A 20724-nucleotide genomic window follows, 5' to 3' on the forward strand; every position below is an offset into this window, starting at 1 on the left:
TATGATGCGCTGCGTTCGGCAGCGAGGATGCGGGCATTCTCCAGCAGACGGATCGCCAGGGCTAGCGCGCCAGTGATCACTGCCAGCGTGACCACTCCGTTCCAGCCGGCCAGCACGTACAGCTTACTGCCCAGCACCGACCCCAGCGACATCCCGATAAACACCACGGTGAACAGCAGGGCGTTGAGGCGGCCGCGGGCCTGTGGCTCAAGGCCATATACCAGGTTCTGATGCGCCACCAGGCTTGACTGCAGGCCAAGGTCAAAGCCAATCGCCGACAGGGCAATCAGCGCCAACTGAGCGTGCACTGGCAGCAGCGGCAGCATAAACATCAGGGCAAAGGAGAGGGTGACCAGCGCCGCACCCATCTGTGTCACCTTACCGGCGCCAAATTTATCGGCCAGACCGCCGGCAAGCGGCGCGGCCAGCGCCCCGGCGGCCCCGGCGATACCGAAACCGCCCGCTACTGCGCTGCCCATGTGATAGTGTTCGGAGAGCATCACCGCCAGCGTCGACCAGAAGGCGCTAAAGGCGATAGAGAGCGCGCCCTGAGCTAGCGCGGCGCGGCGTAATGCCGGGTAACGCTGCCACAGATGCGCCATCGAGGCCATCAGCTGCGGATAGCTCAGCGTCGAGTGCACAGCGAAGCGCGGCAGGACGCGCCACATTACCAGGCCAATCAGCGCGACGCTGACCGCCGCCGCCTGATACATCACCCGCCAGCCGAATACGGCGCCCACCACGCCGCTGACCGTCCGGGAGAGCAGGATCCCCAGCAGCAGCCCGGTCATCACCGTGCCCACCATTTTTCCCTGCTTGCCCGCCGGGGCGAGGATCGCCGCCGCCGGGACGATATCCTGCGCCATGGTCGCCGCCATACCGATCAGCAGACTGACCACCAGCAGTGAGCTGAGCTGGCCGGTGAGGCTGCACAGGAGCAGCAGGAGCGCCAGCAGCGCGCTTTTCACCAGGATCAGCCGGCGGCGATCGTGGCGGTCGCCGAGCGGGAGCAGGAACAGAATGCCGAGCGCATAACCCGCCTGCGTCAGGGTAGGGACCAGACCCATACCTTCTACAGTCAGGTGGAGATTGGCGCCCATCAACGGCAGCAGCGGCTGCGCGTAGTAAATAGAGGCGACGCTAAAGCCGGCGCCGAGTGCGAGAATGAAGATAATCCAGCCTGCGTCGCGGGTGGAAAGGGAAGTCGGTGTCATGTTCAATGCCTCATAGATGCGATGGGGCTATTTTTCCCTGAACGCGACTGGCGCGGTAGCCGGGCTGGTGGTAAAACGGTTATACGTAGCACGTATAGGCAAAAGGAAAATGAAAAGACAAAAGCGTATAGACCGCATTGAGCTGATGCGCACCTATATCCGCATCGTAGAGGCCGGATCGCTCTCCGCCGCCGCAGGGCAGATGGACACTACCCAGGCGACCGTCAGCCGCCGCCTGCAGTCCCTTGAAGGGCTGCTGGGGGTTAAGCTGATCCTGCGCACCACCCATGCGATGAAGCTCACTGACGATGGCGAACGCTGTTATCGTCACGCCCGTCAGGTGGTGGACGCCTGGCTGGCGCTGGAGGATGACCTGCGTATTGCCGACGATCGGCCGGTGGGCGTTCTGCGAGTGCGGGCGCCCCACGCGTTTGGCCAGCAGCAGCTGCTGGCGCCGCTGGTGGCATTTCTACAGCGCCATCCGCAGCTGTCGGTGGAGTGGATGCTAAACGATAATACCGTCGACTTCCTCAGCGATAATATCGACTGCGCTATTCGCGTGGGGGCGGAGGTGGATCCAGCAACGGTATCCGTACTGCTGGCGGAAGTGCCGCGCTGCGTAGTGGCTTCTCCTGAGCTGCTGGCGAAGTATCCGCCGTTAACCTCGCTGGAGGCGTTATCGGGCCTGCCATGGATCGCCATTAATACCTTTTATCAGCATGAGGTACGGCTCAGGCATCAGGCAAGCGGGCAGATTGTCTCTACAGCGATTACTCCCTGTCTGAGCACTGACAGTCTTTACGTCGCGCGCAACACCGCGCTGGCGGGGCTGGGGGTGGCGATGGTGTCCAGCTGGACGGTCGTGGAGGATATTGCCGCCGGACGGCTGATTGAGCTGTTCCCGCAGTGGCGACCCGCCTCGCTGCCGGTTCATCTGGTTTATCCCTGGGCGCGCTATTACCCGACACGCCTGCGTAAGTTCCTCGACCTGATGCGGGAGATCATGCCGGATCTCGCCGGGATGCAGCGTCCGCAAAGCGCATAAAAAAACCGGCCAAAGGCCGGTTTTTTTATTAAGCACGCTTACTCGACGGGCTGTGGGCGAGTCGGTTCAGCGGTGGCTTTATGGGTCGCGCTATGACCACCGGCGGCGCCTTTACCTTCAAAGGCGAACGGCGGGCGCACCCAGGTGCTGTGACGCGGTGCTTCCGGGACATAGTCCGGAGCTGGCGCACGGGTCATTGGCGCGGTGGCATGGCGATGACCCGCCACTACGACCGGCTTGCTCACCGGGGGCTCGGCTTTGACCGGTTCGGCAGGGGCCGCTTCGATCACTGGCGCTTGCTCCACGGTTTCTGCGGCCGGGGCGATGGTTTCCACTGGCGCTGCAACGACAGGCGTCGTTTCCACCGCTTCAGGTTCTACCACCACCGGCTCGGCGTCGAGCGTCACTGGCGCGATAGCCTGAGGCGCTTCGACAGCCGGTGCTTCGGTGACCGGCTCCTGAGGCGCTGGCTCGACGGCTGCTGGCGCGACAACTTCCGCAGCATCAACGACCAGCGGCTCGGCGGCCGCTACCGGCTCAACGACTACCGGCTCAGCGGTTACTGGTTCCATGGTAGCCGGCTCGACGGTGACCGGCGCAGCGGTAACGGTTTCAACGACGGCAACCGGGGCCGCTACGGCCTCGACAGTTTTCGCGACGCTGGCGTCCTGAACCTGAACCTCTTCCGGCTGCTGATCGTGCGGACGAACCACCGGGTAGCGGATCCAGACTTTACCGGAAGCCATCTCCGGCGATGCGCAGGCTACGGTCAGCGGCATAGGCGACTGGGTCGGATAGCGTTCGTCACGATAGCGACGACGACGCTGACCGCTGACGCGCAGGTGACGCGGGGAGCGACGTGAGCGACGCGGCATACCGTTCGCTTCACGGGATTCGCCATTTTCGTCCTGGTCCGCCACGCTCTCCACCCCTGCCGGCAGCTCGGCTTTCACCGGCTCGCTTTGCGGAGCGATAACTTCAGCCACTACGGCTTCTGGCACGATCTCGGCAACTGGCTCGACGACAGCGGACTCAACGCGCACTTTCTGTGCCAGCTGGCGCGGTTTACGACGCGGCAGAGTTTGTACACGCTCTTCCTGCTCCGTCTCCTGCACAACCGGCTCTTCGCGAGTCTGCGCTTTGGCTTCCTGCTGNGCCTGACGTTTGTCGTCATTGCGGCGGCGGGTGCGTTCGCGGCGCGGCTGCTGCTCGTCACGGGATTTCGCTTTCTCCGCGTCGTCGCCTGAGGTTTGGCGAACATCACGGGCTTCCACGTTCTGCGACGGCTTCTCGCGACGGTTGCGACGGTTCTCTTCACGCGATTCGCGCGGTTCACGGCCCTCGGCATTGTCCGCACGGGTGTCGCGATTGTCACGGTTATCGCGGTTGTCACGATTGTCGCGGTTATCACGGCGGTCGTTGCGGTCGCGGCGGTTGTTGGCGCGCGGTTTACGACGCTCCTGCTGACGCTCCGGTTTTTCTTCCGCTTTCTTCTCGACCTGAACTTCAGCCGGTTTGGCCTCTTCGGCGCCAGAGAAGATATTCTTCAGCGCGCTGAAGAAGCGTGAGAGCAGGCCAGGCTGCGCCGGTGCGGCGGCCGCGACCGGTGCCGCTGCGGCGACAGGCGCGGCGGCAGGCTCTTCGAGCATCGGGGCTGGCGGCGCATCTGGCATGACAAAAGCGGCCAGGGCCGGCTGTTCCGGACGTTTCCGCTCCGCCGGCTCATCGTCGCCTGGCAGCGCCATCTCTTCTTCATGCAGCTTCGGCAGCAGATAGCTCAGCGTTGAGGTTTCTTCACCTTTGCGCACGCGCAGGACGGAGTAGTGCGGCGTTTGCATTTCGTCGTTTGGCACGATAATAACGCGCACATCGCCCTGACGGGATTCGATAGCGCTCACTGCGGCACGTTTTTCGTTCAGCAGATAGGAGGCGATCGGTACCGGAACAATGGCGTGGACTTCTTTGGTATTCTCTTTCAGCGCTTCTTCTTCGATCAGACGCAGAATAGAGAGCGACAGCGATTCGTTATCACGCACGGTGCCGGTGCCGGAGCAGCGCGGGCAGACGTGGTGGCTGGACTCGCCCAGCGACGGACTCAGGCGCTGACGGGACATCTCCAGCAGGCCGAAGCGCGAAATATGGCTGATCTGAATGCGCGCCCGGTCCTGACGGACGGCTTCGCGCAGACGATTCTCCACGGCGCGCTGGTGGCGAACCGGGGTCATATCGATGAAGTCGATAACGATCAGGCCGCCGAGGTCGCGCAGACGCAGCTGGCGGGCAATTTCGTCAGCCGCTTCGAGGTTGGTATTGAAGGCTGTCTCTTCGATATCGCCGCCGCGGGTGGCGCGGGCGGAGTTGATATCGATCGCGGTCAGCGCTTCGGTGCTATCGATAACGATAGACCCGCCGGAAGGCAGGCGCACTTCGCGCTGGAAGGCGGACTCAATTTGCGATTCGATCTGATAATGGCTGAACAGCGGGATTTCACCGGTGTACAGTTTGATTTTGCTGCTGAAATCCGGACGACCCAGCGCGGCGATATGCTGGCGCGCCAGCTCAAGCACTTTCGGGTTATCGATCAGGATTTCGCCGATGTCCTGGCGCAGGTAGTCACGGAAGGCGCGGACAATGACGTTGCTTTCCTGGTGGATCAGGAACGGCGCCGGACGGCTTTCCGCGGCTTTCTGAATCGCTTCCCAGTGCTTCAGGCGGAAGCTCAGGTCCCACTGCAGGGCTTCGGCGGATTTGCCGACGCCAGCGGTGCGAACGATCAGGCCCATGCCGTCCGGAAGCTCCAGGCTCGCCAGCGCTTCTTTCAGTTCGGTACGGTCGTCGCCCTCGATACGGCGGGAAATTCCCCCGGCGCGCGGGTTGTTCGGCATCAGTACCAGATAGCTGCCCGCCAGGCTGATAAAGGTGGTGAGCGCAGCGCCTTTGTTGCCGCGTTCTTCTTTATCAATCTGCACGATAACTTCCTGACCTTCCCGCAGTACGTCTTTGATATTAGGACGACCATGCGCATTGTAGTTGGCGGGGAAGTATTCGCGGGCGATTTCTTTGAGGGGGAGGAAACCATGACGCTCGGCGCCGTAATCAACAAACGCGGCTTCAAGGCTGGGTTCAATGCGGGTGATTTTGCCTTTGTAGATGTTCGCTTTTTTCTGTTCGTGCCCGGGGCTTTCGATATCCAGGTCGTACAGGCGCTGCCCATCAACAAGGGCGACGCGCAACTCTTCCTGCTGAGTTGCGTTGATTAACATTCTTTTCATCGTAACTTACTCATTATTCTTACATTGACGACTAAGCTGCGGGCAGAGTAATGCCTTTCCGGGGGAAAACCGATGGCCTCGTGTCTGGTTCACGTCGCCAACCTCACGGTTGTCGCGCGCTTAAGAGGCGCAGAGTGTCGGTCGCCTGTGTTTCAAACGGAAACACAGCGCAATTATTCAGGGGAACAGCCTGGGATGTATCACCAGAGAATATTCCATTTATACTCGTCGTCTTTCGCGTTGCAGGCATGGTGGCTTAACCTGCTCACCTCGATCTGGCGATCCAGATGAGCTCCCGGGAGTCCCGGAGTTGACGCCTTCCTGCGACTTGAAATCCATAGAGCCTGTACCGGTAAGGACTGCAACCCGCAGCCCGCTAACTGTCTGAAAGATCACAACGTCTTACGCCATTGCTGCGTGGGCGATCGGTCAGACAAAATTGGTCATTCCGCTAATGTCTTGTTCTAACAAGATGCAATACGGAAAACGGTCTCATTATTCCATTGCTAACCTTGTTATAGCAAGTTGACTTTCACCTTTTATCACCCGGTTACTCACAGTTTTATCACCTGCCCATACAGATTGTTCTAATAACAAACAAAATGGCGGTCAGGTAAACCGTGAAAACAGGATAATGATAAATATAAGCATATAAAAATGAGTGGCGCTAATGCGTCCGGCTATTTAGAATCGCGCACCATGAAAACTGAGACCCCAACCGTAAAAATGGTTGCCATTGCTGCTGATGAAGCGGGGCAACGTATCGACAACTTTTTGCGTACGCAATTGAAAGGCGTACCGAAGAGCATGATTTATCGCATCCTGCGTAAAGGCGAGGTGCGGGTAAACAAAAAGCGCGTGAAGCCGGAGTATAAGCTGGAAGCGGGCGATGAAGTCCGTATCCCGCCGGTACGCGTGGCGGAGCGTGAAGAAGAGGCGGTATCGCCGCACCTGCAGAAAGTGGCCGCGCTCTCTGAGGTGATCCTCTATGAAGACGATCATATTCTGGTGCTCAATAAGCCTTCTGGTACCGCGGTACACGGCGGCAGCGGCCTGAGCTTCGGCGTGATTGAAGGGCTGCGGGCCCTGCGCCCGGAGGCGCGCTTCCTTGAGCTGGTGCATCGTCTCGACCGGGATACCTCCGGCGTGCTGCTGGTGGCGAAAAAGCGCTCAGCGCTGCGTTCGCTGCACGAGCAACTGCGCGATAAAGGCATGCAGAAAGATTATCTGGCGCTGGTGCGCGGCCAGTGGCAGTCGCATACCAAAGTGGTCCAGGCCCCGCTGTTGAAGAATATTCTGCAGAGCGGGGAGCGCATCGTTCGCGTGAGTCAGGAAGGCAAGCCGTCGGAGACGCGCTTTAAAGTGGAAGAGCGTTACGAATTCGCCACGCTGGTGCGCTGCAGCCCGGTCACCGGCCGCACGCATCAGATCCGCGTTCATACCCAGTATGCCGGCCATCCTATCGCTTTTGACGACCGCTATGGCGACCGCGAGTTCGACAAGCAGCTGTCCGCTACCGGCTTAAACCGCCTGTTCCTGCACGCGGCGGCGCTGAAGTTTACCCACCCNGGGAGCGGGGAGGTGATGCGCGTTGAGGCGCCGCTGGACAACCAGCTGAAGCACTGTTTACAGGTGCTACGGAAGAGCAAATAAGCGCAACGGCGGAATCAGTTCCGCCGTTTTTTTTGCCTCAGCCTAACAGCGGGTTGTAGTTTTCACGGCGCAACATCTGACAGAGCGCGATTAAGGGTAAACCGACCAGGGTGTTCGGGTCGCGGCCTTCCAGCCGTTCGAACAGCGTAATGCCCAACCCTTCGCTCTTGAAACTCCCGGCGCACTGCAGCGGGTTCTCTTTGCGCACATAGCCTTCTATCTCTTTATCACTGAGATGGCGAAAGTGAACGTCAAAGGGTTCGCATTCGGTTTGCAGATGGCCGCTGGCAGAGTTGTACAGCGCCAGTCCGGTATAAAAGGTAATGATTGACCCGCTGGCCTTTCTTAACTGCCTGCGGGCATTTTCCTCGGTGTGCGGTTTGCCGGTGATTTCACCGTCCAGTACGCAAACCTGATCGGAGCCTATAATAAGGTGATTAGGGAAGCGTGTGGCCAGACTTTGCGCTTTGGCCTGCGCCAGTCGGGTGACAAGCTGACGTGCGGATTCATCAGGCCGGGGCGTTTCGTCGACGTCAGGCGCGGCACATTCAAACGGTAAACCCAGTTTTTCCAGCAGCATGCGCCGCCAGGGAGAGGTTGACGCGAGGATAAGATCAGACATATTTTTTCATCCACATATAGCGCTTCGCAGAGCATCATCTTAAACTATGCGCCGCAATGTGTGCGAATAAATGGCAAAAGGCAACCTGAGGCTGCCTTTTTCTTTGACTCTATGACATTACAAAGTTAATATGCGCGCCCTATGCAAAAGGTAAAATTACCCCTGACTCTTGATCCGGTACGCACGGCTCAAAAACGCCTTGATTACGAAGGCATCTATGCCCGCGATCAGGTTGAACGTGTAACCGATTCTGTAGTCAGCGTGGACAGCGATGTGGAATGCAGCATGTCGTTCGCTATCGATAACCAGCGTCTCGCCGTTATTACTGGCGATGCAAAGGTAACGGTAACTCTCGAATGCCAGCGTTGCGGGAAACCGTTCTCCCATCACGTCCACACCACGTATTGTTTTAGCCCCGTCAGAAATGACGAACAGGCCGAAGCACTACCGGAAGCGTATGAGCCGATTGAGGTTAACGAATTCGGTGAAATCGACCTGCAGGCAATGGTCGAGGATGAAATTATCCTCTCCCTGCCCGTAGTTCCGGTGCATGATTCTGAACACTGTGAAGTGTCCGACGCGGACATGGTCTTTGGCGAACTGCCTGAAGAGGCACAAAAACCAAACCCATTTGCCGTATTAGCCAGCTTAAAGCGTAAGTAATTGAGGAGTAAGGTCCATGGCCGTACAACAGAATAAACCAACCCGTTCCAAACGTGGCATGCGTCGTTCCCATGACGCGCTGACCGCAGTCACCAGCCTGTCTGTAGACAAAACTTCTGGTGAGAAACACCTGCGTCACCACATCACTGCCGACGGTTTCTACCGCGGTCGCAAGGTTATCGCTAAGTAATCACGCGATACTCGCAGGATTTCCCGTTGCAGGCCATGGCGGGCGTGTGCGTCCCTGGAAACTCGGTTAACCCGGTCGCTGGGGGCATTTATGCCCGGATTGTTGCGTCTGCAGCGTGAATATTCGCGGGTGCCAGCGTGATGAAGCTTAGTGAGGACTCCCCGGGCAACTGGGGAATCACCGAACCGGGCAGCGACGATACCTTGACACGTCTAACCCTGGCGTTAGATGTCATGGGGGGCGATTTCGGCCCATCCGTGACGGTGCCTGCAGCACTGCAGGCACTGAACTCTAATTCGCAACTCACACTTCTTTTAGTCGGCGATCCCGACGCCATCACGCCATTACTCGCCAAAGCTGACTTCGAACAACGTTCGCGTCTGCAGATTATTCCTGCGCAGTCAGTTATTGCCAGTGATGCGCGACCCGCGCAGGCTATCCGCAGCAGTCGCGGAAGCTCAATGCGCGTGGCGCTGGAGCTTGTGAAAGAAGGGCGGGCGCAAGCCTGCGTCAGCGCTGGCAACACCGGCGCGCTGATGGGGCTGGCGAAACTGCTGCTCAAACCGATCGAAGGTATTGAGCGGCCGGCGCTGGTGACGGTTTTACCGCACCAGCAGAAGGGCAAAACCGTGGTGCTGGATCTCGGCGCCAACGTCGATTGCGACAGCACGATGCTGGTGCAGTTCGCGGTAATGGGCGCGGTGCTGGCGGAAGAAGTGGTCGGCATTGCCAACCCCCGCGTCGCTTTGTTGAACATCGGCGAAGAAGAGATGAAAGGCCTCGGCAGCATCCGCGATGCTGCCGCAGTGCTCAAAACGCTGCCTTCCCTCAACTACATCGGCTATCTTGAAGCCAATGAACTGTTGACCGGAAAAACCGATGTGCTGGTTTGTGATGGATTCACGGGCAACGTCACATTAAAAACCATGGAAGGTGTTGTCAGAATGTTCCTTTCACTGCTGAAATCTCAGGGAGAGGGCAAAAAACGGTCGTGGTGGCTGCTGTTACTAAAACGTTGGTTACAAAAAAGCTTGGCGAGGCGATTCAGTCACCTCAACCCCGACCAGTATAATGGCGCCTGTCTGTTAGGATTGCGCGGTTCCGTGATCAAGAGTCATGGTGCTGCCAATCAACGCGCCTTTAGCGTCGCGATAGAGCAGGCAGTGCAGGCGGTGCAGCGGCAGATTCCTCAGCGGATCGCCGCGCGCCTGGAATCTTTATACCCAGCTGGTTTCGAGCTGCCNGAAAGCGACAGTGACGTGAACGCCCGACAGCAAAGCGGGACGAATGGCCACGATTGACGCCGCGGCGGTTGAACGAGGCGGGTATATCACCCAAGAGTGACTGAGCGTACATGTATACGAAGATTATTGGTACCGGCAGCTATCTGCCCGAGCAAGTGCGTACAAACGCCGACCTGGAAAAAATGGTAGAAACCTCTGACGAGTGGATTGTCACCCGCACAGGTATCCGTGAGCGTCGTATTGCCGCAGCGCATGAAACAGTTGCTACGATGGGCTTTGAAGCCGCAAAGCAGGCGCTGGCGATGGCGGGCGTGTCCGCGGAGCAAATTGGTCTGATTATCGTTGCGACCACCTCCGGCACGCACGCGTTTCCGAGTTCTGCATGCCAGATCCAGTCAATGCTGGGCGTTAAGGGTTGCCCGGCGTTTGATGTCGCCGCCGCCTGCGCCGGTTTCACCTATGCGCTAAGCGTCGCCGATCAGTATGTGAAGAACGGCGCGGTAGATTATGCGCTGGTTGTTGGCGCCGATGTGCTGGCGCGCACCTGCGATCCGGCGGATCGCGGAACGATTATTATTTTCGGCGACGGCGCCGGCGCGGTTGTGCTGGGCGCCTCCGAAGAGCCGGGCATTATCTCGACGCATCTGCATGCCGACGGCAGCTATGGCGAACTGCTGACCCTGCCGAACGCCGATCGCGTCGATCCGGAAAACCCGATCTATCTGACGATGGCCGGCAACGAAGTCTTCAAAGTGGCGGTCACCGAGCTGGCGCACATCGTTGATGAGACGCTGGCAGCGAATAATCTTGAACGTTCAGCGCTGGACTGGCTGGTGCCGCATCAGGCTAACCTGCGTATTATCAGCGCGACGGCGAAGAAACTGGGTATGTCGATGGATAACGTCGTTGTGACCCTCGACCGCCATGGCAACACCTCCGCGGCGTCAGTCCCTTGCGCGCTGGATGAGGCCGTCCGCGATGGCCGTATTCAGCGCGGTCAGCTGATTTTGCTGGAAGCCTTTGGTGGCGGTTTCACCTGGGGTTCCGCGCTGGTTCGTTTTTAGTATAAGGATTTAAACATGACGCAATTCGCATTTGTGTTCCCGGGGCAGGGCTCTCAGGCCGTAGGCATGCTGGCCGAAATGGCTGCCGCCTGGCCGGTCATTGAAGAGACCTTCGGTGAAGCTTCCGCAGCGTTGGGTTACGATCTGTGGGCGCTGACGCAACAGGGCCCGGCAGAAGAACTGAATAAGACCTGGCAGACTCAACCGGCGCTGCTCGCCGCCTCCGTGGCGCTGTACCGCGTCTGGCAACAGCAGGGCGGCAAAGCGCCAGCGCTGCTGGCGGGTCACAGCCTCGGCGAATACTCCGCGCTGGTATGCGCGGGCGTTATCGGTTTCGCTGATGCCGTTCGCCTGGTTGAGCTGCGTGGTAAATTCATGCAGGAAGCCGTACCGGAAGGTACCGGCGCCATGTCCGCGATTATCGGTCTGGACGACGCCGCTATCGCCAAAGCCTGTGAAGAGTCTGCCGAAGGGCAGGTGGTCTCTCCGGTGAACTACAATTCTCCGGGCCAGGTGGTTATCGCCGGGCACAAAGAGGCCGTTGAACGTGCGGGCGCCGCCTGTAAAGCCGCCGGCGCCAAACGCGCGCTGCCGCTGCCGGTGAGCGTGCCGTCCCACTGCGCGCTGATGAAGCCAGCCGCAGAAAAACTGGCGGTAGAGCTGCAGAAGATCACCTTCAACGCGCCGACGATTCCGGTGGTGAATAACGTCGACGTGAAGTGCGAAACCGCGCCGGACGCCATTCGCGACGCGCTGGTGCGCCAGCTGTACAGCCCGGTGCAGTGGACCAAAACCGTTGAGTTTATGGCTGCCGAGGGCGTATCGCATCTGTATGAGGTTGGCCCGGGTAAAGTCCTCACCGGCCTGACCAAACGTATTGTTGACACCCTGACCGCTTCCGCGCTTAACGAGCCGGCGGCGATGTCTGCGGCGCTTGAGCAATAAAAGAGGAAAACCATGAGTTTTGAAGGAAAAATCGCGCTGGTTACCGGTGCAAGCCGCGGTATTGGCCGTGCCATCGCTGAAACGCTCGTCGCCCGTGGCGCGAAAGTTATCGGTACTGCGACCAGCGAAAGCGGCGCGCAGGCGATCAGCGACTATTTAGGCGCCAATGGTAAAGGTCTGATGTTGAATGTGACCGACCCGGCATCTATTGAATCTGTTCTGGAAAATGTGCGCGCAGAGTTTGGCGAAGTGGATATCCTGGTGAATAATGCCGGGATCACTCGCGACAATCTGTTAATGCGCATGAAAGATGACGAGTGGAACGATATTATCGAAACCAACCTGTCATCGGTTTTCCGTCTGTCAAAAGCGGTAATGCGCGCTATGATGAAAAAGCGTCATGGACGTATTATCACTATCGGTTCTGTGGTTGGTACCATGGGAAATGCGGGTCAGGCCAACTACGCCGCGGCGAAAGCGGGTCTGATCGGCTTCAGTAAATCACTGGCGCGTGAAGTTGCGTCCCGCGGTATTACTGTAAACGTTGTTGCTCCGGGCTTTATTGAAACGGACATGACGCGTGCGCTGACCGATGAGCAGCGTGCGGGTACGCTGGCGGCAGTTCCTGCGGGGCGCCTTGGCACCCCAAATGAAATCGCCAGCGCGGTTGCATTTTTAGCCTCTGACGAAGCAAGTTACATCACTGGTGAAACGCTGCACGTCAACGGCGGAATGTACATGGTCTGACCGAGATTTGTGCAAAACGTTCAGGAACCGCGCACTTCGCACGGTTCTCTGTGCGGTTTTGTGCGAAAAGATTTGCGTTCTTAGGGCAAACGGCCTCAAAATAGCGCAAAATCGTGGTAAGACCTGCCGGGATTTAGTTGCAAATTTTTCAACATTTTATACACTACGAAAACCATCGCGAAAGCGAGTTTTGATAGGAAATTTAAGAGTATGAGCACTATCGAAGAACGCGTTAAGAAAATTATCGGCGAGCAGCTGGGCGTTAAGCAGGAAGAAGTTACCAACAATGCTTCCTTCGTTGAAGACCTGGGCGCTGATTCTCTTGACACCGTTGAGCTGGTAATGGCTCTGGAAGAAGAGTTTGATACTGAGATTCCGGACGAAGAAGCTGAGAAAATCACCACCGTTCAGGCTGCCATTGATTACATCAACGGCCACCAGGCGTAAGTGAACATCTCCAGGCGGTCATTCGACCGCCTGAGTTTTATCTTTTTATTGTCCCACAAGAATCTATTTTCCCTCCCTGGAGGACAAACGTGTCTAAGCGTCGTGTAGTTGTGACCGGACTGGGCATGTTGTCTCCTGTCGGCAATACCGTAGAGTCTACCTGGAAAGCTCTCCTTGCCGGTCAGAGTGGCATCAGCCTGATCGACCATTTCGATACTAGCGCCTATGCAACGAAATTTGCTGGCTTAGTAAAGGATTTTAACTGTGATGACATTATCTCGCGCAAAGAACAGCGCAAGATGGATGCCTTCATTCAATATGGAATTGTCGCTGGCGTTCAGGCCATGCAGGATTCTGGCCTTGAAGTGACGGAAGAGAATGCAACCCGTATTGGCGCCGCTATCGGCTCCGGTATTGGCGGTCTCGGCTTGATCGAAGAAAACCACAGTTCGCTGGTTAACGGCGGACCGCGCAAGATCAGCCCATTCTTCGTTCCTTCCACAATTGTTAACATGGTGGCCGGACATCTGACCATCATGTTTGGTCTGCGTGGGCCAAGTATCTCTATCGCGACCGCGTGTACTTCAGGCGTGCACAACATCGGCCAGGCCGCGCGCATCATCGCCTATGGCGATGCCGATGCGATGGTGGCAGGCGGCGCGGAAAAAGCCAGCACCCCGCTTGGCGTGGGCGGCTTCGGCGCGGCGCGTGCGCTCTCCACGCGCAATGACAACCCGCAGGCGGCGAGCCGTCCGTGGGATAAAGATCGTGACGGCTTCGTGCTGGGCGACGGCGCGGGTATGGTGGTGCTGGAAGAGTACGAGCATGCCAAAAAACGCGGCGCCAAAATCTACGCCGAGATCGTTGGCTTCGGCATGAGCAGCGATGCTTACCACATGACGTCACCGCCGGAAGATGGCGCGGGCGCCGCGCTGGCAATGGTGAATGCTATTCGCGATGCGGGCATCGAACCGGGCCAGATCGGCTACGTCAACGCCCACGGCACCTCGACGCCGGCCGGCGATAAAGCGGAAGCGCAGGCGGTTAAGTCTGTCTTCGGTGATGCGGCGAGCCGCGTACTGGTGAGCTCTACCAAATCCATGACCGGGCATCTGCTGGGTGCGGCAGGGGCGGTAGAGTCGATTTACTCTATCCTGGCGCTGCGCGATCAGGCGGTTCCGCCGACGATCAACCTCGACAACCCGGATGAAGGCTGCGACCTCGACTTCGTTCCACACGAAGCGCGTCAGGTTTCCGGTATGGAGTACACCCTGTGCAACTCCTTCGGCTTTGGCGGCACTAACGGTTCGCTGATCTTCAAAAAAGTGTGACAGGGCTTGCCCCGGTACTGCTTTAACAAAAGGCCCGTTCATCGGGCCTTTTTTATTCAGCTTTCTCCCCTTGTTCTCTGCTCTGGGTCCTGACACACTGACCGACCAGTGAAAAGGAGTCCTTTATGTTCTTGATAAACGGCGTTGTACAGGACACGTTGGCAGCGAACGATCGCGCCACCCAGTTTGGCGACGGCTGTTTTACCACCGCCCGCATCCAGCAAGGGCAGGTTGCGCTACTGGACGCCCATCTGCAGCGTTTGCAGACAACCTGTGAAAAATTACATATCCCATTTAACGACTGGCTGACGCTGAGCGAAGAGATGCAGCGTCTGGCTCGGCCGCACGCGCAGGGCGTGCTCAAGGTGACTCTCACCCGCGGCGTTGGGGGAAGGGGATACAGTACGGCAGGCTGCGTGTCGCCCACTCGCATTCTCAGCTTCTCTCCATTCCCGGCGCATTATGCGCGCTGGCGGGAGGAGGGCATTACTCTGACCCAGAGTCCGGTGCCCCTGGGGCGCAACTCCTGGCTTGCCGGCCTGAAGCACCTTAATCGCCTTGAGCAGGTACTGATCCGCTCTCATCTTGAGCAGACGGACGCCGATGAGGCGCTGGTCCTTGACAGTGACGGGTGGCTTACGGAATGCTGTGCCGCGAATTTATTCTGGCGTCAGGGACGTGATGTATTTACTCCGCGACTCGATTATGCCGGGGTCAACGGCATTATGCGGCAGCGCTGTATCGCGCAGCTGGCACCATCGACGTTTCGCGTTGTCGAAGTGACAGCGCGTCCCGAGACGTTGCGGGAGGCCGATGAAGTGCTGATCTGCAATGCGCTGATGCCGCTGGTGCCGGTTCGCCGCTGGGAGGAGACCACCTGGTCCTCGCGTGAGCTTTACCATTTTTTAGCCCCTTTGTGTGAGCTGTCTGGTTAGTATGAAGAAAATGTTACGTTTTATCCTGTTGCTGGTCGTGCTGTTGGGCATCGCCGCGGCGGCAGGCATGTGGAAGGTACGCCAGCTGGCGGACAGCAAGCTGCTGATTAAGGAAGAGACCATCTTTACCCTCGAAGCCGGCACCGGCCGGCTGGCGCTGGGCCAGGATCTCTATCGCGAGAAGGTGATCAATCGCCCGCGCGTTTTCCAGTGGCTGCTGCGGGTGGAACCTGAGCTGTCTCACTTCAAGGCCGGGACCTATCGCTTCACGCCGCAAATGACGGTGCGCGAGATGTTGCAGCTGCTGGCCAGCGGCAAAGAGGCGCAGTTTCCGCTGCGCTTTGTCGAAGGCATGCGCGTCAGCGACTACCTGCGCCAGCTGCGCGATGCCCCGTACGTGAAGCACACGCTTGAAGACGATAGCTACGCGACGGTGGCTAAGGCATTAGGTCTTGAGCATGCCGACTGGGTAGAGGGCTGGTTCTGGCCGGATACCTGGATGTACACCGCCAACACCAGCGATATCGCCATCCTCAAGCGCGCGCATCAGAAAATGGTCGCCGAAGTGGCGAAGGTCTGGGAAGGACGGATGGAGAATCTGCCCTATGCCGATCAGAACCAGCTGTTGACCATGGCCTCGATTATTGAAAAAGAGACCGCGGTAGCGGAAGAGCGCGACCGCGTCGCGTCGGTATTTATCAACCGCCTGCGCATCGGTATGCGCTTGCAGACCGATCCGACCGTAATCTACGGGATGGGCGAAGGATATACTGGTAAGTTAACGCGTAAGGATCTCGAGACGCCGACCGCATACAATACTTATACCATCAGCGGTTTGCCGCCGGGCCCTATCGCGGTGCCGGGCGAGGCCTCGCTGAAGGCGGCCGCCCATCCGGCGAAAACGCCATATCTTTATTTCGTCGCCGACGGGAAAGGGGGCCATACGTTTACCACAAACCTGGTCAGTCATAACCGTGCGGTGCAGGATTATCTGAAAGTACTTAAGGAAAAAAATGCGCAGTAACTATATCGTCATCGAGGGGCTGGAGGGCGCCGGGAAGACCACCGCACGTCAACTGGTGGTGGAGACGCTGCAGTCGGCGGGTATTCACGATATGGTGTTTACCCGCGAGCCGGGGGGCACAATCCTTGCCGAAAAACTGCGTAGCCTGGTGCTGGATATCCAGTCCACGGGCGATGAAGTGATTAACGATAAAGCGGAAGTGCTGATGTTTTACGCGGCGCGCGTCCAGTTGGTGGAGACCGTGATTAAGCCCGCGCTGGCCCGCGGCCAGTGGGTGATCGGCGATCGTCACGATCTGTCGACGCAGGCCTATCAGGGCGGCGGCCGGGGAATTGACCGCACGATGCTGGCGACGCTGCGCGACGCGGTACTCGGTGATTTTCGCCCCAATCTGACGCTGTATCTCGACGTCACGCCGGAAGTGGGGCTGCAGCGCGCCCGGGCCCGCGGCGAGCTGGATCGCATTGAGCAGGAGTCCATGAACTTTTTCAACCGTACCCGCGCGCGCTATCTTGAGCTGGCCGCCGCCGATCCTTCTATCCGCACGGTTGACGCAACTCAGCCGCTGGATGCCGTGGCGCGCGACATTCGCGCCACGATCGCCCAGTGGATGGCGGAGCAAGCGGCATGAAATGGTATCCGTGGCTGCGCCCCTCGTTCGAACAACTGGTCGGTAGCTATCAGGCCGGACGAGGCCACCACGCCTTACTGTTACAGTCCCTGAACGGGATGGGCGGCGAGGCGTTGATTTACGCGCTGTGCCGCTTCCTGATGTGCCGCCAGCCCGAAGGACATAAAAGCTGCGGCCACTGCCATAGCTGTCAGCTGATGCAGGCCGGCACGCACCCCGATTACTATGCGCTCAGCCCCGAGAAGGGCAAGAGCGCGCTGGGTATTGACGCGGTGCGCGATGTCAATGAAAAGCTCTATGAACATGCACGCCTTGGTGGGGCAAAAGTGGTCTGGATTAGCGATGCTGCCTTGCTGACCGATGCCGCCGCCAACGCGTTGCTGAAAACGCTGGAGGAGCCCCCGGAGAATACCTGGTTCTTCCTCGCCTGCGAGGAGCCGGCGCGTCTGCTGACCACTCTGCGCAGCCGCTGTCGCCTGCATCATCTGGCGCCGCCGTCTGAGCCTTATGCTCTGGCCTGGCTGGAGCGTGAGGTGAGCCTGCCGCAGGAGTCATTGTTGACCGCGTTACGCCTGTGCGCCAGCGCGCCGGCTGCGGCGCTCGAACTGTTACAGGAACCGCTGTGGACGGCGCGGCAGCAGTTGTGTCAGGCGCTGGCGGCTACCCTGGCGAGCGGTGACTGGCTGGCGCTGCTGCCGATACTCAATCATGAACAGGCGGCGGTTCGCCTGCACTGGCTGGCGTCGCTGCTGGTCGATGCGCAAAAACGACAGCAGGGGATTACCCTGGTGAGTAACCCTGACGTCTGGCCGCTGCTGGAGCAGCTGGCGCACAGCCTGCCCGCTGTCCGGCTGCAGGCGATTGCCCATGACGTCTGTACCTGCCGCGAGCAATTGCTCAACGTTGTCGGTGTCAACCGCGAACTGCTGCTTACCGAGCGCCTGCTGCGCTGGGAACATTACCTGCAACCCGGGACGGTTTTACCCGTCTCCCACCTCTGAGTGAGACATTATGTTTTTAGTCGACTCCCACTGCCATCTTGATGGTCTGGATTATCAAACTCTACACAAAAACGTCGACGACGTGCTGGCAAAAGCGGCCGCACGCGATGTGAAATTTTGCCTCGCCGTCGCCACGACGCTGCCTGGCTACCGCAGTATGCGCGAACTGGTGGGGACGCGTGACAACGTCGTCTTCTCCTGTGGCGTACACCCATTAAACCAGGACGAGCCCTGGGAGGTAGAGACTCTGCGCGCGCTGGCAGCGGAAGAGGGCGTCGTGGCGATGGGGGAGACCGGTCTGGATTATTTTTATACCCCGGAAACTAAAGCCCAACAGCAAAGCTCGTTCCGCGACCACATTCGTATCGGCCGTGAGCTCAATAAGCCGGTGATCGTCCATACCCGTGACGCGCGTGCCGATACTCTGGCTATTTTGCGCGAAGAAAAGGTGACGGATTGCGGTGGCGTACTACACTGTTTCACTGAGGACAGGGAGACAGCGGGCAAGCTGCTCGATATGGGGTTCTATATCTCGTTTTCCGGTATCGTCACTTTTCGTAACGCCGAGCAGCTGCGTGATGCGGCGCGCTACGTGCCGCTGGATCGCCTGCTGGTTGAAACCGATTCGCCGTACCTGGCGCCGGTCCCCCACCGCGGCAAAGAGAACCAGCCGGCGCTGGTCCGTGACGTTGCCGAGTATATGGCGGTACTGAAGGGGGTGTCGCTTGAGCAGCTGGCTCAGCAGACCACCGACAATTTTGCCACCCTGTTCCACATCGACCCCGCCCGTTTGCAACCTGCTTGATCTGCTTATTATTTTAAGGCTCGTAATTAATAGCCAAAGCGAGTAAAGTTCACCGCCACAAAAGTGGCGGTGAAGGTTTTTTAGCAACATCTGGATACAATTTATGTAAGTTGATGTAAATTTTTACCGGAAGGCTGATTGAAACGTGATAGCCGTCAAACAATCATCCCGTTAATTATTTTACTCTGTGTAATAAATAAAGGGCGCTTAGATGTCCTGTCCACGGCACGGTTCTCCCCCCGGGCCAATGCGTGAAAGCGTAAAAAAGTACCAAATACTCAGGAGCACTCTCAATTATGTTTAAGAATGCATTTGCTAACCTGCAGAAGGTCGGTAAATCGCTGATGCTGCCGGTATCCGTACTGCCTATCGCAGGTATCCTGCTGGGCGTCGGTTCCGCTAACTTCAGCTGGCTGCCAGCCGTGGTCTCCCACGTTATGGCAGAAGCAGGCGGTTCAGTTTTCGCCAATATGCCGCTGATCTTCGCTATCGGTGTGGCCCTCGGCTTCACCAATAACGACGGTGTATCCGCACTGGCTGCAGTCGTGGCTTACGGCATCATGGTGAAAACCATGGCGGTTGTTGCGCCGCTGGTGCTGCATTTACCTGCTGACGAGATTGCGGCAAAACACCTTGCTGATACCGGCGTGCTTGGCGGTATTATCTCCGGTGCTATCGCCGCCTACATGTTCAACCGCTTCTATCGCATCAAGCTGCCAGAATATCTCGGCTTCTTTGCGGGCAAGCGTTTTGTGCCGATTATCTCTGGTCTGGCCGCTATCTTCACCGGCGTGATCCTCTCCTTCATTTGGCCGCCGATCGGCTCCGCGATCCAAACCTTCTCCCAGTGGGCTGCTTATCAGAACCCAGTGGTGGCGTTTGGTATCTACGGTTTCATCGAACGTTGCCTGGTGCCGTTTGGTCTGCATCACATCTGGAACGTTCCTTTCCAGATGCAGATCGGCGAATACACCAACGCGGCTGGTCAGGTGTTCCACGGCGATATCCCGCGCTACATGGCAGGCGACCCGACGGCGGGCAAACTGTCTGGCGGCTTCCTGTTCAAAATGTATGGTCTGCCGGCAGCGGCTATCGCTATTTGGCACTCTGCTAAACCGGAAAACCGCGCCAAAGTGGGCGGTATCATGATCTCCGCCGCGCTGACCTCGTTCCTGACCGGTATCACCGAGCCGATCGAGTTCTCGTTCATGTTCGTGGCGCCGATCCTGTACGTTATCCATGCCATTCTGGCGGGCCTGGCGTTCCCGATCTGTATCCTGCTGGGTATGCGTGACGGTACCTCGTTCTCTCACGGCCTGATCGACTTTATCGTGCTGTCCGGTAACAGCAGCAAGCTGTGGCTGTTCCCGATTGTTGGTATCTGCTATGCGATCGTGTACTACGTCATTTTCCGTGTGCTGATTAAAGCCCTGGATCTGAAAACTCCGGGTCGTGAAGACACCACCGAAGAGAGCAAAGCTGGCGCCACCAGCGAGATGGCTCCGGCTCTGGTCGCCGCTTTCGGCGGTAAAGAGAACATCACCAACCTCGACGCATGTATTACTCGTCTGCGTGTTAGCGTGGCGGATGTAGCGAAAGTTGACCAGGCTGGCCTGAAAAAACTGGGCGCCGCTGGCGTGGTAGTGGCAGGTTCTGGCGTACAGGCCATCTTCGGTACCAAGTCCGATAACCTGAAAACTGAAATGGATGAGTACATCCGTAACAGTTAAGACGTAGTATCGGGGAGACTAAGGCAGCCAACTGGCTGCCTTTTTTATGCGCTAAAGTCGGTGCCCCACAAGCGATAACCCTGAAAACAGTCCGCCATATGCTTATTCCCTCAGCAGCTAAGTCTATAGTTGAATAAGAAAAAGAGCTTTCAGGTTGAAAG

Annotated in this window: 19 protein-coding genes (1 of these 19 running past the window's edge); 16 read left to right on the plus strand and 3 right to left on the minus strand. The window is 58.2% G+C overall.

The window, feature by feature from the left end:
- Positions 1 to 1214 carry the 5' portion of an MFS transporter gene (locus tag VZP09_RS05515; RefSeq protein ID WP_328794944.1) on the minus strand. The gene continues 22 nt to the left of window position 1, outside the view, so only the first 1214 of its 1236 coding nucleotides appear in the window; the start codon lies at positions 1212 to 1214; its stop codon lies beyond the left edge, outside the window.
- Between the two features lie 16 nt (positions 1215 to 1230).
- On the opposite strand from VZP09_RS05515, the gene VZP09_RS05520 reads away from it, so the two are divergent.
- Positions 1231 to 2259 carry a LysR family transcriptional regulator gene (locus VZP09_RS05520; protein ID WP_317006033.1) on the plus strand — a complete coding sequence of 343 codons (1029 nt, stop codon included), beginning with the start codon at positions 1231 to 1233 and terminating at the stop codon, positions 2257 to 2259.
- A 38-nt stretch (positions 2260 to 2297) separates the two neighbouring features.
- On the opposite strand, the gene rne is transcribed toward VZP09_RS05520, so the two are convergent.
- Positions 2298 to 5531: a ribonuclease E gene (rne, locus tag VZP09_RS05525; RefSeq protein ID WP_328794945.1), complete on the minus strand. Its 3234-nt coding sequence runs from the start codon at positions 5529 to 5531 to the stop codon at positions 2298 to 2300.
- Positions 5532 to 6230: 699 nt separating this feature from the next.
- On the opposite strand from rne, the gene rluC reads away from it, so the two are divergent.
- Positions 6231 to 7184, plus strand: a complete 954-nt coding sequence (gene rluC, locus VZP09_RS05530) for a 23S rRNA pseudouridine(955/2504/2580) synthase RluC (protein WP_002899271.1) — start codon at positions 6231 to 6233, stop codon at positions 7182 to 7184.
- Positions 7185 to 7221: 37 nt separating this feature from the next.
- Here the strand turns inward: rluC and VZP09_RS05535 are convergent, their stop codons facing one another.
- Entirely contained in the window at positions 7222 to 7806 is a 585-nt protein-coding gene (locus VZP09_RS05535) for a Maf family protein (protein ID WP_002899273.1), read from the minus strand.
- A gap of 141 nt (positions 7807 to 7947) precedes the next feature.
- Here VZP09_RS05535 and yceD point away from each other — a divergent pair, with 141 nt between their 5' ends.
- From yceD to ptsG, 14 genes are all read left to right on the plus strand, one after another.
- The gene (gene yceD / locus VZP09_RS05540) at positions 7948 to 8469 is read left to right on the plus strand and encodes a 23S rRNA accumulation protein YceD (RefSeq protein WP_002899276.1); all 522 of its coding nucleotides are present in this window, start codon (positions 7948 to 7950) and stop codon (positions 8467 to 8469) included.
- 16 nt (positions 8470 to 8485) lie between these two features.
- The gene (gene rpmF / locus VZP09_RS05545) at positions 8486 to 8659 is read left to right on the plus strand and encodes a 50S ribosomal protein L32 (protein WP_000290724.1); all 174 of its coding nucleotides are present in this window, start codon (positions 8486 to 8488) and stop codon (positions 8657 to 8659) included.
- A gap of 203 nt (positions 8660 to 8862) precedes the next feature.
- A complete protein-coding gene (gene plsX, locus VZP09_RS05550; RefSeq protein ID WP_004224085.1) occupies positions 8863 to 9960 on the plus strand; it encodes a phosphate acyltransferase PlsX in 1098 nt (365 codons plus the stop codon).
- 53 nt (positions 9961 to 10013) lie between these two features.
- Positions 10014 to 10967 carry a beta-ketoacyl-ACP synthase III gene (locus VZP09_RS05555; protein ID WP_002899288.1) on the plus strand — a complete coding sequence of 318 codons (954 nt, stop codon included), beginning with the start codon at positions 10014 to 10016 and terminating at the stop codon, positions 10965 to 10967.
- A 15-nt stretch (positions 10968 to 10982) separates the two neighbouring features.
- The gene (gene fabD, locus VZP09_RS05560) at positions 10983 to 11912 is read left to right on the plus strand and encodes an ACP S-malonyltransferase (RefSeq protein ID WP_002899289.1); all 930 of its coding nucleotides are present in this window, start codon (positions 10983 to 10985) and stop codon (positions 11910 to 11912) included.
- Positions 11913 to 11924: 12 nt separating this feature from the next.
- On the plus strand, positions 11925 to 12659 hold the full coding sequence (gene fabG, locus VZP09_RS05565; RefSeq protein ID WP_002899294.1) for a 3-oxoacyl-ACP reductase FabG: 735 nt from the start codon (positions 11925 to 11927) through the stop codon (positions 12657 to 12659).
- A gap of 210 nt (positions 12660 to 12869) precedes the next feature.
- Positions 12870 to 13106 carry an acyl carrier protein gene (gene acpP, locus VZP09_RS05570; RefSeq protein WP_000103754.1) on the plus strand — a complete coding sequence of 79 codons (237 nt, stop codon included), beginning with the start codon at positions 12870 to 12872 and terminating at the stop codon, positions 13104 to 13106.
- An 89-nt stretch (positions 13107 to 13195) separates the two neighbouring features.
- On the plus strand, positions 13196 to 14437 hold the full coding sequence (fabF, locus tag VZP09_RS05575; protein WP_002900666.1) for a beta-ketoacyl-ACP synthase II: 1242 nt from the start codon (positions 13196 to 13198) through the stop codon (positions 14435 to 14437).
- Between the two features lie 125 nt (positions 14438 to 14562).
- Positions 14563 to 15372, plus strand: coding sequence for an aminodeoxychorismate lyase (gene pabC, locus VZP09_RS05580; RefSeq protein WP_002900669.1), 810 nt, complete (start codon positions 14563 to 14565; stop codon positions 15370 to 15372).
- Between the two features lies 1 nt (position 15373).
- On the plus strand, positions 15374 to 16396 hold the full coding sequence (gene yceG / locus VZP09_RS05585; protein ID WP_004176577.1) for a cell division protein YceG: 1023 nt from the start codon (positions 15374 to 15376) through the stop codon (positions 16394 to 16396).
- Positions 16386 to 17027: a dTMP kinase gene (gene tmk, locus VZP09_RS05590; protein WP_002900674.1), complete on the plus strand. Its 642-nt coding sequence runs from the start codon at positions 16386 to 16388 to the stop codon at positions 17025 to 17027. Before yceG ends, tmk begins: the two co-directional genes overlap by 11 nt.
- Positions 17024 to 18028 (plus strand): DNA polymerase III subunit delta', encoded by a 1005-nt coding sequence (holB, locus tag VZP09_RS05595; protein ID WP_021441547.1) that lies wholly within the window; start codon positions 17024 to 17026, stop codon positions 18026 to 18028. Before tmk ends, holB begins: the two co-directional genes overlap by 4 nt.
- A 10-nt stretch (positions 18029 to 18038) precedes the next feature.
- A complete protein-coding gene (locus VZP09_RS05600; RefSeq protein WP_004140680.1) occupies positions 18039 to 18833 on the plus strand; it encodes a metal-dependent hydrolase in 795 nt (264 codons plus the stop codon).
- Positions 18834 to 19129: 296 nt separating this feature from the next.
- A complete protein-coding gene (gene ptsG / locus VZP09_RS05605; RefSeq protein WP_002900680.1) occupies positions 19130 to 20563 on the plus strand; it encodes a PTS glucose transporter subunit IIBC in 1434 nt (477 codons plus the stop codon).
- Positions 20564 to 20724 lie beyond the last annotated feature (161 nt).

Origin of the sequence: Klebsiella sp. EMBS2024 (assembly GCF_036233805.1) — a bacterium.
GTDB classification, from domain to species: domain Bacteria; phylum Pseudomonadota; class Gammaproteobacteria; order Enterobacterales; family Enterobacteriaceae; genus Klebsiella; species Klebsiella pneumoniae.